The 11,890-nt window shown below is 59.8% G+C and carries 13 protein-coding genes; 4 read left to right on the forward strand and 9 right to left on the reverse strand.

Features of this window, described 5'->3' with window-relative positions; genetic code table 11:
* Positions 1–268 precede the first annotated feature (268 nt).
* Together ACI2KB_RS05465 and ACI2KB_RS05470 are read left to right on the forward strand one after the other, a co-directional pair.
* Entirely contained in the window at positions 269–1,660 is a 1,392-nt protein-coding gene (locus ACI2KB_RS05465; RefSeq protein ID WP_404632190.1) for a GntP family permease, read from the forward strand.
* Between the two features lie 10 nt (positions 1,661–1,670).
* Entirely contained in the window at positions 1,671–2,441 is a 771-nt protein-coding gene (locus tag ACI2KB_RS05470) for a 3-hydroxybutyrate dehydrogenase (RefSeq protein WP_404632192.1), read from the forward strand.
* A gap of 239 nt (positions 2,442–2,680) precedes the next feature.
* Here ACI2KB_RS05470 and ACI2KB_RS05475 read toward each other — a convergent pair whose 3' ends face one another.
* Entirely contained in the window at positions 2,681–3,853 is a 1,173-nt protein-coding gene (locus tag ACI2KB_RS05475; protein ID WP_404632194.1) for a PilT/PilU family type 4a pilus ATPase, read from the reverse strand.
* 169 nt (positions 3,854–4,022) lie between these two features.
* Here ACI2KB_RS05475 and ACI2KB_RS05480 point away from each other — a divergent pair, with 169 nt between their 5' ends.
* Positions 4,023–4,298 carry a peptidylprolyl isomerase gene (locus ACI2KB_RS05480; protein WP_404632196.1) on the forward strand — a complete coding sequence of 92 codons (276 nt, stop codon included), beginning with the start codon at positions 4,023–4,025 and terminating at the stop codon, positions 4,296–4,298.
* Between the two features lie 26 nt (positions 4,299–4,324).
* On the opposite strand, the gene ACI2KB_RS05485 is transcribed toward ACI2KB_RS05480, so the two are convergent.
* The 8 genes from ACI2KB_RS05485 to ACI2KB_RS05520 form a co-directional block, all read right to left on the reverse strand.
* Entirely contained in the window at positions 4,325–5,260 is a 936-nt protein-coding gene (locus tag ACI2KB_RS05485) for a sugar kinase (RefSeq protein ID WP_404632198.1), read from the reverse strand.
* 10 nt (positions 5,261–5,270) lie between these two features.
* Positions 5,271–6,476 carry an amino acid deaminase gene (locus ACI2KB_RS05490; protein ID WP_404632200.1) on the reverse strand — a complete coding sequence of 402 codons (1,206 nt, stop codon included), beginning with the start codon at positions 6,474–6,476 and terminating at the stop codon, positions 5,271–5,273.
* A gap of 45 nt (positions 6,477–6,521) precedes the next feature.
* Complete coding sequence (locus ACI2KB_RS05495) at positions 6,522–7,286, reverse strand: IclR family transcriptional regulator (protein WP_404632202.1); 765 nt, start codon at positions 7,284–7,286, stop codon at positions 6,522–6,524.
* Positions 7,287–7,469: 183 nt separating this feature from the next.
* Entirely contained in the window at positions 7,470–7,859 is a 390-nt protein-coding gene (locus ACI2KB_RS05500) for a RidA family protein (RefSeq protein ID WP_404632204.1), read from the reverse strand.
* 24 nt (positions 7,860–7,883) lie between these two features.
* Complete coding sequence (locus ACI2KB_RS05505) at positions 7,884–8,672, reverse strand: amino acid ABC transporter ATP-binding protein (RefSeq protein ID WP_404632206.1); 789 nt, start codon at positions 8,670–8,672, stop codon at positions 7,884–7,886.
* Positions 8,669–9,331 carry an amino acid ABC transporter permease gene (locus ACI2KB_RS05510; protein WP_404632208.1) on the reverse strand — a complete coding sequence of 221 codons (663 nt, stop codon included), beginning with the start codon at positions 9,329–9,331 and terminating at the stop codon, positions 8,669–8,671. Before ACI2KB_RS05510 ends, ACI2KB_RS05505 begins: the two co-directional genes overlap by 4 nt.
* 12 nt (positions 9,332–9,343) lie before the next feature.
* The gene (locus ACI2KB_RS05515; protein WP_404632210.1) at positions 9,344–10,006 is read right to left on the reverse strand and encodes an amino acid ABC transporter permease; all 663 of its coding nucleotides are present in this window, start codon (positions 10,004–10,006) and stop codon (positions 9,344–9,346) included.
* A gap of 62 nt (positions 10,007–10,068) precedes the next feature.
* Positions 10,069–10,917 carry a transporter substrate-binding domain-containing protein gene (locus ACI2KB_RS05520; protein WP_404632212.1) on the reverse strand — a complete coding sequence of 283 codons (849 nt, stop codon included), beginning with the start codon at positions 10,915–10,917 and terminating at the stop codon, positions 10,069–10,071.
* Positions 10,918–11,491: 574 nt separating this feature from the next.
* Here ACI2KB_RS05520 and ACI2KB_RS05525 point away from each other — a divergent pair.
* Positions 11,492–11,860: an NUDIX hydrolase gene (locus ACI2KB_RS05525; protein WP_404632214.1), complete on the forward strand. Its 369-nt coding sequence runs from the start codon at positions 11,492–11,494 to the stop codon at positions 11,858–11,860.
* Positions 11,861–11,890: the final 30 nt, after the last annotated feature.

Here is an 11,890-nt window from a genome sequence, read left to right on the forward strand (position 1 = left end):
TCTGTCTCATTTTTTAGACTTCCTATGAAAATCCTGTAGCAGTCCTGCTTGCCGCCGGCAGCGAAGGTGAGGACGCTACCGCCGGCAAGCCAGACCGCTACGAGGATGAAGCGCACAGTCTCAAAAACTGGACAAATTTCCAGAAAGCTTTGATTGGCTAACTTTAATTACCTGAAAATCAATTACTTAGCCAACTGGCATAAAACTGGCTATACCTCCTGTCAAGCGGCTCGACCGCGTTAATAACAAAAACAACAGGAGACACTCGATGAGTGTGATCATCGCCCTGGCAGCGCTCGCGCTGCTGATGCTGGCTGCTTACCGTGGTTACAGCGTTATTCTCTTCGCGCCTATCGCGGCCCTTGGCGCCGTGTTGCTGACCGATCCGTCCGCCGTGGCACCGGCCTTTACCGGCGTGTTCATGGACAAGATGGTTGGCTTCGTCAAACTCTATTTCCCGGTGTTCCTGCTGGGCGCCGTCTTCGGCAAATTGATCGAGCTATCAGGCTTTTCCCGCTCCATCGTGGCAGCCGCCATCAAGGTACTGGGCACCCGACAAGCCATGTTGGTGATCGTGCTGGTCTGCGCCCTGCTCACGTATGGCGGCGTGTCCCTATTCGTGGTGGTGTTCGCGGTCTACCCATTTGCCGCCGAAATGTTCCGCCAGAGCAATATCCCCAAACGGCTGATTCCGGCCACCATCGCCCTCGGTGCGTTTTCCTTCACCATGGACGCCCTGCCCGGCACGCCGCAGATCCAGAACATTATCCCCTCGACCTTTTTCAACACCACCGCCTGGGCCGCGCCGTGGCTAGGTTTGATTGGCACAGCGTTCGTGTTCTGCGTCGGGATGCTGTTTCTCCAGCGCCAGCGCAACAAGGCCCAGCGTGCGGGCGAGGGTTATGGCACCGACTTGCGCAACGAACCGGAAACCGCCGAAGACATCAAGCTGCCCAACCCATGGATCGCTCTCGCGCCGCTACTGTTGGTGGGTGTGATGAACCTGTTGTTCACCCAGTGGATTCCGCAGTGGTACGGCAAGACCCATTCGCTGGCGTTGCCTGGCATGGCGACACCGGTCACCACCGACATTTCCAAGATCACTGCCATCTGGGCCGTTGAAGCCGCGCTGCTGGTGGGGATCATCTTCGTGCTGGTGTTCGCCTTTGGTGTCGTGAAATCGAAGCTGGCCGAAGGCAGCAAAGGCGCGGTCAGCGGTGCGCTGTTAGCCGCCATGAACACCGCATCGGAATATGGGTTCGGTGCAGTGATCGCTTCGTTGCCCGGCTTTCTGGTACTGGCGGACTGGCTCAAGTCCATCCCCAACCCGCTGGTCAACGAGGCGATCACCGTGACGCTGCTGGCCGGGATTACCGGTTCCGCTTCTGGCGGGATGAGCATCGCGCTGGCGGCAATGTCTGACAGCTTCATCTCCGCCGCCCACGCCGCGAACATCCCGCTGGACGTGCTGCATCGGGTCGCAGCCATGGCCAGCGGCGGCATGGACACCCTGCCCCACAACGGCGCGGTGATCACCCTGCTCGCGGTCACCGGCCTGACCCACCGTGAGGCCTATAAAGATATTTTCGGCATCACGATCATCAAGACCCTGGCGGTCTTCGTGGTGATCGCGACGTTCTATGCAACTGGCATCGTATGAGGAATCGAACATGAGTCTGCAAGGCAAAACCGCGCTGGTCACCGGCTCCACCAGTGGCATCGGCCTGGGCATCGCCCTGACGCTGGCCAAGGCCGGCGCCAATCTGGTGTTGAACGGCTTTGGCGATGCGTCGGCGGTGATCAAGGAAGTTGAGCAGTTCGGCGGCAAGGTCGGGCACCATCCGGCGGATGTCAGCGACGTCGCGCAGATCGCTGACATGATCGCTTACGCCGAACGGGAATTCGGCGGTGTGGACATTCTGGTGAACAACGCGGGCATTCAGCATGTGGACGCCGTGGAAGACTTCCCGGTGGAAAGCTGGGACAAGATCATTGCCATCAACCTGTCTTCAGTCTTCCACAGCACGCGCCTGTGCCTGCCAGGCATGCGCGCCAAAGGTTGGGGGCGGATCGTCAACATCGCCTCGGTTCACGGGCTGGTGGGCTCTACCGGGAAAGCCGCCTACGTGGCCGCCAAACACGGCGTGATCGGCCTGACCAAAGTCGTAGGGCTGGAAACGGCGACCAGTAACGTCACCTGTAACGCCATTTGCCCGGGTTGGGTGCTGACACCGCTGGTGCAGAAACAGATTGATGACCGGGGCGCAGAAACCGGCGATCTGGAACAGGCCAAGCATGATTTGCTGGCCGAGAAGCAGCCTTCGCTGGAGTTCGTCACGCCTTCGCAATTGGGTGAGCTGGCGTTGTTTCTGTGCAGCGAGGCGGGCGCGCAGGTGCGCGGTGCGGCGTGGAACATTGATGGCGGGTGGTTGGCGCGTTAAACAGGTCGGGCGCGATCCTGTGAAAGGTTCTATGTTGGCCGGGCAACCGCCTTCGCCACCCAATTGGCTCCCACAGTGATGCGTGTCGAACCACAGATTCATGCTCGAAACCAAACCTGTGGGAGCCGGCTTGCTGGCGAAAGCGTCGTTTCAGTCAACTGATACAGCCCAGACAAATAGCGTTCGCCAGCTAGCCGCCTCCCACAAAAGGTCCAGCGTACGCCAGCGTGGGTGGTCTGCTAAGCCTGCCCGCCCGGCTCATCCCGCTCATCCACCAGCCCCCAATCGTTCACACTCACCTGCGCAGCAGGCTGCGGTGCCGGGGGCGGTGTGGTGATGGCGGTCGCGCTATTTTCGTTGTGCAGTTTCAAACGCAGGCGCACGTTGTTCGCCGAATCAGCATTTTTCAGCGCCTCTTCCTCGCTGATCGCGCCTTCCACCACCAGGTCATACAGCGCGTTGTCGAACGTCTTCATCCCCAGGTTGGCGGATTTCTCCATGATGCCTTTAAGCTCGGTCAACTCATTACGGTGAATCAGGTCACGAATGGTCGGCGTGCCGAGCATCACTTCCACTGCGGCCCGGCGTTTGCCGTCTTTGGTCTTGACCAGCCGCTGCGAGACGAACGCCTTGAGGTTGTTGCCCAAGTCCTGCAACAGTTGCGGACGGCGCTCTTCCGGGAAGAAGTTGATGATGCGGTCCAGCGCCTGGTTGGCGTTGTTGGCGTGCAACGTCGAGATCGCCAGATGGCCGGTGTCGGCGAACGCCAACGCATGCTCCATGGTTTCCCGGTCGCGAATCTCGCCGATCAGGATGACGTCCGGTGCCTGGCGCAAGGTGTTTTTCAGCGCGGCATGGAAACTGCGGGTGTCGACCCCCACTTCGCGCTGGTTGATCAACGACTTCTTGTGCTTGTGGATGAACTCCACCGGGTCTTCGATGGTGATGATGTGGCCACTGGCGTGGCGGTTGCGATGGTCGATCAAGGCGGCGAGCGATGTGGACTTGCCCGATCCGGTGGCGCCGACGAACAACACCAGCCCATGTTTTTCCATGACGACGTCGAGCAACACTTCAGGCAGGTGCAAGTCTTCGAATTTCGGAATGTCGAGCTTGATGTTGCGCGCGACGATGGACACCTCGTTGCGCTGCTTGAAAATGTTGATCCGGAATCGCCCCACACCCGACAGCGAGAACGCCAGGTTCATCTCCAGTTCACGCTCGAAGTCCTGACGCTGCTCGGCATCCATGATGCCGTCGGCGATCAGTGCCACATCGCCGGGTTTGAAGGCTTCGGTGCCCAGCGGCTTGAGCACGCCGTTGAACTTGGCGCAAGGTGGCGCGCCGGTAGAGAGGTAAAGGTCCGATCCGTCCTGGGTGGCAAGCACCTTCAACAACGCCGGGAAATCCATAAGTCACACCGCACATAAAGGTTTGAAGAAGACTGCAGGTCGACATCAGATGCGACCATCGACCGGTACCAACGTTCGGTATAGGTTTACCTCATCGAGATGAAGGAAATTACCTGAAATTGCCCGACAAGGGCATAATGCGCGGCTTTTTTATCGAGGCGATTTCATCATGAAGGCTCAAGCCCGGCACATTCTGGTCAAAACCGCCGAAGAGGCTGAACAACTCAAGCAGCGCATCGCCAAAGGTGAGGCGTTCGACGTCCTGGCGAAGAAATACTCCACCTGCCCGTCCGGCAAGCGCGGCGGCGATCTGGGCGAAGTGCGTCCGGGTCAGATGGTGCCGGTGATCGACCAGATCATTTTCAAGAAGCCCCTACGCACCGTGCACGGGCCGGTGAAGAGCAAGTTTGGCTATCACTTGGTGCAGGTGTTTTTTCGGGATTGAGACGCCAGAAGCGGCCGGGAGAGGGTTCACCCCGGCATCACACTGCGCGGAATCAACGCCCCAGGATGCTGAATCACCAGGCTCGCCAATGCGTGCCCTGCTTCAGCCGCTTCCTGCGGGCTTCCACCGCGCAGTCGGCGGGCCAGATAGGCCGCGCTGAACGAATCCCCTGCCGCCGTGGTGTCGATCACCTTGCTCACCGCCAGAGCAGGTATCTCATAGCGTTGCTCGCCTGCACGTACCAGACAGCTCTGCGCACCGCGCTTGATCACGACTTCACCCAGACGCGGATACGCCTCCATGATCTGCTCGGTGTCCGAATAGTCGAACAACGCCTGCTCGTCCTCCTCGGTCAACAGCGCCACGTCCACTTCATGCATGATCGCCCGGTACGCCTGTCGTGCCTGATCGACACTGCGCCACAGCCGTGGTCGATAGTTGTTGTCGAACACCACGCGGGCGCCGCGATCACGGGCGTCTCCCAATGCCGACAACAAGCGCGCGCGGCCGACTTCACCCAGTACCGCCAGGGTGATGCCGCTGAAATACAACACATCGTATTCCGGCAACGCTGCCAGAACAGCATCGGCAGACGGCGCCGTGAAACACTCACGCACCGCCGCCTCGTTGCGCCAATACAGAAAACGCCGCTCGCCATTGGCGTCGGTCTGGATGCAATACAACCCCGGCAGACGACCCGGCAAACGCTGCACACGGCCCACGCCAATGCCCTCCTCGGCCCAGATCGCACACATCGCATCGCTGAAGCTGTCGTCGCCCAGCGCCGTGACGTAATCCACCTGCGCCGCCGAGCCCAGCAGACGCGAAAGGTAGACTGCGGTATTCAACGTGTCGCCACCGAAGCTTTGTTTCATCGTGCCGTTGGCGTGTTGTTGCAGCTCGATCATGCATTCGCCGATCAAGGCGACGCGCGGGTGGCTGTGGCTGATCAGTTCGCTCATTGCGGACCTCTTAGAAGCAGGTTTCGAAGGTTTCAATGACGCACAGGTCATCGCCCACCAAACAGCCTGTGCGCCATTTGTCGAAGGTCAGGCATGGGTGCGAAGTGCCAAAGGAAATGATGTCGCCCACCTTCAGTTCGCAACCCGGTGCGACGGTCATGAACGCGTGTTGGTCCATCACGGCGGTCACCTTGCAGGCGCTGACGTCGTCGCCCTGAGCAGGCGCCACACCCGCCTTGTAGCGCTTGATCGGATTGGGCATCCCAGCGTCGAAAGCCACGTCACGCTTGCCCAGCGCAATCACAGCAAAGCCCGGCTCCGGCATCGACTGCACGTGCGCCCAGACTTCGAGTGCCGGTTGCAGGCCTTCATTCAGGTCCTGACGACGGTCGAGTACGCAGCATTGCGCTGCTTTATAGATGCCATGGTCATGCACCACGTAGCTGCCAGGGCGCAGCACGGCGAGGAAGCGCTCACGGACTTGCTGCTTGTCGAACTCCTCGGCGATCAGATCGTACCAGGCCGAACCCGACGCGGTGACGATGGGACGCTCCGGGGCAAAGGCACCCTTGTCTTGCAGGGTCACGGCCAGACGTACCAGCGACGCGGCGAACGCCCTAATACCGGCGATCGCCTGGTCGCCATGAATCACGCCTTCATAGCCTTCGATTCCGGTCAGTTTCAACGCCGGTTGCGCGGCGATGGCGTCGGCCAGGGCCATGACTTCCTCTTCACTGCGGCACCCGCAACGGCCACCGACCACGCCATACTCGATCATCACATTGAGGTGCAGGCCCTTGGCGGCGAAGAACTCCCCCAAGGCGTTGACGTTGTCCGGGTGATCGACCATGCAGTGGAAATCGAAGGTGGTATCGGCGAGCATCTCGGCGATGATCGCCATGTTCGGCGCCCCCACGAGTTGGTTGGCCATCAGCACCCGGCGTACACCCGCCCTGTAAGCCGCACGGGTCTGGGTGGCGCTGGCCAGGGTCATGCCCCAGGCACCGTGCTCCAGTTGGCGGCGGAACAACGTCGGCACCATGCTGGTCTTGCCATGGGGTGCCAGTTCCGCGCCGCTGTCGTTGACGAACTTCTGCATCCAGCGCAGGTTGTGTTCCAGCGCTTTGTCGTGAATCACCAGCGCAGGCAGGCTGACGTCACGCACCAGGTGATCGCCCGGCTGGGCGGCGCCTTTCTCGATGGCGGCGATGTTCATGGGTGTTCTCCTGAATTCTTGTTCGTGTACGAATGACAAAACCGGTTAATCGTTGACCCGACGCGCGAGACCGTTCGCGCTGTCGATCAATACACGCCGATAGTGCTCGTAGTGGGTCTTGGCATCGGCCCGAGGCGCGACGATGCACAGGGTGGCAATGCAGATGCCCTGCTTGTCCCGCACGGGCGCGGCGAAACAGTGGGTGAAGGTGTCGGCAATGCTGTTGAAGGAAAAGAAGCCTTCCTCATGGGCCGTGCGGATTTCACTGAGGAAGGTGTCCAGTGGCAGCCGCTGGCCATCCGGGAGGATGAAGTCGTCGGGATCGATCAGGTCAGTGATCGCCTGATCGCTCAAGTGGCCCAGCAGCAGACGCCCTGACGCGGTCCATGGGATGGGCGCGTCTTCACCGATGTCCGAAGAAATCCGGAAATGCCGGGCGCCCTCTTTCATCAGCGCGACCGTGTATTTACGCCCGTTCAGCAGGCACATCTGTGCGGTCTCGCGGGTCTGTTCAACGATTTCGCCGAGGCTGACCTCCGCCTCACGGGTGAAGTCGAAATGGCGCAAATGCGCCTGACCCAGAAAGTACAACTGACGACCCAGATAAACGTGGCCGTCCTTGCCGACGTTTTCCAGAATGCGCCGTTCCAGCAGGGACGCGACCAACTCGTAGACCGTCGATTTCGGGCTGCCGATGCCACTGGCGATTTCATTCGGGCGCAACGGCGTGCCGGTTTCCTTGAGGAAGTCGAGGATATCGAACGCCCGATCCAGACCACGGGCTCGGCGTTTGATGGTGTCTTCGGTCATGGTCGTGCTTTCCATTGAGCGGCTTTTTTCGTGATAAGGGCTGCCAGTTTACCGAGGCCCGAGGGATAGACATACGCTTGTGGAAGCCGGCTCGCTGGCGAATGCGGTGTGTCAGTCGGCTCATGCGTTACCGACACTCTGCTTTCGCCAGCAAGCCGGCTCCCACAGGTATTGCACTCGCAGTCAAGCTTTCTTCTTGTAGGCGATGCAATCAATCTCGACCTTGCAGTCGACCATCATGTTCGCCTGTACACAGGCGCGGGCCGGGGCGTGTTCGGGTTTGAAGTATTCGCCGAACACCTTGTTGAAGCTCCAGAAGTCCCGCGGGTCTTCCAGCCACACGCCAACGCGCACCACGTCTTCCAGGGCGTAACCGGCTTCATCAAGGATGGCGATCAGGTTCTGCATGGTCTTGTGGGTCTGCTCGACGATGCCGCCGACGATGATTTCGCCGTTCTCGGCAGGCACCTGGCCGGACACGTGCAGCCAGCCATCGGCCTCTACAGCGCGAGCGAACGGACGTGGCTGGCCGCCACCTGCGGTGCTACCGGCGCCGTAACGGGTAATGCTCATGAAATCTCTCCTTCGGTTGAGCGTTTAAAAACGAATGTTCTTGAGGAATTCTGCGAGACGCGCCGATTTCGGCTGCTCGAACAGGGTTTTCGGTGGGCCTTGCTCCTCGATGCGGCCCTGGTTCATGAAGACGATCTGGTCCGACACTTCGTAGGCGAAGCGCATTTCGTGGGTGACCAGCAACATGGTCATGCCCTCTTCGGCCAAGCCCTTGATCACGCTGAGCACTTCGCCGACCAGTTCCGGGTCCAGCGCCGAGGTCACTTCGTCGAACAGCATCAGGCTCGGGTTCATGGCAATGGCCCGGGCGATGGCCACACGTTGCTGCTGTCCACCAGAAAGCTGCCCCGGGTAGTGATTGCGACGTTCCAGCAAACCGACGCGCTCCAGCCACTTTTCGGCCAGCGCGATGGCCTGGTCCTTGGGCAGCTTCTTGACCTTGAGCAGGCCCAAGGTGACGTTCTGCAAGGCGGTCAGGTGCGGAAACAGGTTGAACTGCTGGAAGGCCATGCCGGTCATGGCGCGGTGTTGGGCAATGACCTTTTCGGGATGACGCACACGCTTGCCGTTGACGTCGCTGTAACCGATGTCCTGGCCTTCAAGGCGAATGTGCCCGCCCTGAAACTCTTCCAGCAGGTTGACGCAACGCAGCAGCGTGGTCTTGCCCGAGCCGCTGGAGCCGATCAGGGTCACCACGTTGCCCTTGTTCATTTTCAGGTCCACGCCTTTGAGCACTTCGACGGGGCCGTAGGATTTGTGCAGCCCTTCGATGCTCAACAGAGCCGGGGCGGTCGCGGTTTGAATCTGTGTCATGGCAAGGCCACCCGTTTTTCGATTTGCCGCCCGAGAAGCTCAATGGCGTAGTTGATGACGAAGAAAAGGAATCCGGCGAACAGGTAAAACTGCAAGGTCATGAAATTGCGCGCGATCACCTGCTGAGTGCTGAGCAACAACTCGGCCACGCCGATCACCGAGAGCAGGGTCGAAGCCTTGACGATCTCGGTGGACGAGTTGACCCAGGTCGGCAGGATCTGGCGCAGCGCCTGGGGCAGCAGCACATAGCTCAGCGACTGGCTGAATGTCAGGCCGATGGCCTTGCCCGCTTCCAGTTGGCCACGGGGAATGGCTTGCAGCGCTCCCCTTACGATTTCCGCCACATGGGAGCCGCAAAACAGCGTCAGGCCCAACGCACCAGCATTGAACGCGGTGATCTGCCAGCCCAGCGCCGGGGCCATATAAAAACAGGCCAGCACCAGCACGAAGACCGGCGTGCCGCGAATCAAATCGACATAGGCGCGAAATGGCAGACGTGTCCACCATTTGCCGTAAGTCAGAATCAGACCGGCAAACACGCCGATCACGGTGCCACAAATGATCGCCAGCCCCGCGCACTGCACGCTGGTGAGAAAGCCGTTCCACAGCGCTTCGCGGGCGATCCACAATTCCTGTAACCAGGTCGGTTGTTCGTACATGTCCGGGGCCTCCTAGCGGCGAATCGCCAAGCGCTGTTCGAGGTAGCGCAACAGCATGGCGATGAGGTAACAGGCCGCGACATACAACGCCGTGGTCACCAGCCAGGTTTCGATCACCCGGTAGCTCTCGACGTTGATCTTGCGCGCGTAATAGGTCAGCTCCGGCACGGCAATGGCTGCCGCCAGCGAGGTGTCCTTGAACAGCGAAATGAAGTTGTTCGACAGCGCAGGCAAGACGTTGCGCAACATCACCGGCACGATGATGTAAGCGCGCACTTGCCACTCACCCAGACCGATCGCCAGCCCCGCTTCACGCTGGCCCTTGTGAATGCTGAGCAAGCCTGCACGAAACACTTCGGTCAGGTACGCCCCGGCATACAGCGACAGGGTGACGATGAACGAAGGGATCTTGTCCAGCCGCACGCCCAGGGTCGGCAGCGCGAAGTAGATCAACAGGATCAGCACCAGAATCGGCGTGTTGCGGATCACCGTGACGTACACCGACGACACCACCCGCAACGCGCGGTATTTCGACAACATGGCAAACGCCGCCATCAAGCCGATGACGCAACCGATGGCGATCGAGATCAGGGCCAGTTCAAGCCCTAGACCCAGCCCCGCCAGCAGGCTGGGGAAATCCCGCCAGACCGCTGCAAAATTCAACTGATAATTCATGGTCAGGAGTACCTGGGACGCCGCAGGTCTGGCCCTTGGCGTCCCCCTCAGATCAGGCTGCGTTATTTGTATTCCATCGGGAAACCGATTTGCGGGGTAGGCAGCTCGACACCGAACCACTTCTTGAACGATTCCGCATAGGTCGGGAATTCCACACCGGTCATGGCTTCATGCAGCGCGGTGTTGACGAAGTTCAGCCAGTCCTGATCGCCACGTTTCACCGCGCACGCGTAGGTCTGCGGGCTCCAGGCAAAGGCTGGCGAGCGGTAGCGGCCGGGGTTCTGCACCATCAGGTATTTCACCGAGGACTGGTCGGTGGCCGCGGTGTCGGCGCGGCCGGAGTTGATGGCTTGGTACATCAGGTCAACGCTGTCGTATTGATCGACCTTGGCTTTGGGCAGCGCCTGATGCACCAGTTCTTCGGCGTAGACGTTTTGCAGCACCGCAACGGTAACGCCGTCACCTGCCGCCTTCAGGTCTTCGATTTCCTTGTATTTGCTGTTGGCCGGCAACAGCAGCGCCACGCCTTCGCGGTAGTACGGCAGGGTAAACGCCACTTGCTGCGCACGGCTGGCGGTGACGGTGATGAACTGACAGCTCATGTCCACTTTGTCGGTCAGCAGGTTCGGAATCCGGGCATCGGACGACTGCACCACGAATTCGACCTTGCTCGGGTCATTGAACAGGCCTTTGGCGACGATGCGCGCGATGTCGATATCGAAACCCTGCAACTTGCCGTCCGCGCCCTGGAAATGCCACGGAGCGTTGGTGCTGCCGGTGCCGACCACCAGATGACCGCGTTGCAGCACGCTGTCGAGCTTGCTGTCTGCCGCCTGAGCGGTGGTCGCCAGCGTTGCCGTTGCTGCCAGTACGAATGCACAAGCTTTCAAGAAAGAAGGTCCGCGATGCATAGGATGAACTCCGCCGAGGTTGTGTATATTCCGCTATAGCGGAACAGAGTATGTAACAACGGAATAGACAGCAGAAAGTGTGCCACAGAACCGCGAGAACACAACAGCGTTCGAAAAGCCCGAGAGATCAAGGGGCTAGCTGAGAGGATGATTCATAAAAGAAGAACGAGGTCGGGTTTGCCCCGCTACCGTTCACCACAACCCCTGTGTACCGAGGCCCCAGGGTTGTGCGCGATGCGCCACAAGTGGGCGTATGAGCACGGAAGAGATAGCACCCGTCGACACCGCGCTGTGGGAGCCGACTCCCACAGGCCGAGTTTGCAAGCCGCACGGGAGACTGGCTCCACATCAGAAGGCCGCGGTCAAAAAACAGTAACCGTAATGCAGCTTGTGCAATCGAAGCGTCGGCTAAGCTGCGGATGTTAAGGATAAAAAATACCTGCCGATATCGGCAGGTAAAGGGAACATTGGCACCGTTAGTGCTTCGAAGCCTTATATGAAGCTTTTGTGACAGCTACGTGACCATCCGCACACTGTGCGCATCTCACGGGTTGTACGGTGGAGGGACTATCCAATGAAACAACGCGCCACAGTGATTTGCCGACGGGACAACCACATTTTGTATGTGCGCAAGCCCAAATCTCGCTGGACCCTGCCCGGCGGCAAGGTCGAGGCCCACGAATCCCCAGCCCAAGCCGCCGCACGCGAGTTGCGTGAAGAGACCGGGCTGATCCTCGAAGAACTGGATTTCGTGACCCGCTTTGAAGGCGGTGAAGTGTTGCATCACGTCTTTGAAGTCTCGGTCACGTTCATGGTGACCCCTACCCCCATGAACGAAATCGCCGACTGCAAATGGTTCACTGCCAAGGAATTGGGGGATTTGAAGGTCAACCCCGCCGCGAAGTCCATCGTCAAGGCGTTTCTGAGCGACAATGCCCGCTGATTGAACCGATCAGTCTTGCTGGTGCTACCC

This window comes from Pseudomonas sp. NPDC088444, from assembly GCF_044900175.1.
GTDB lineage: Bacteria > Pseudomonadota > Gammaproteobacteria > Pseudomonadales > Pseudomonadaceae > Aquipseudomonas.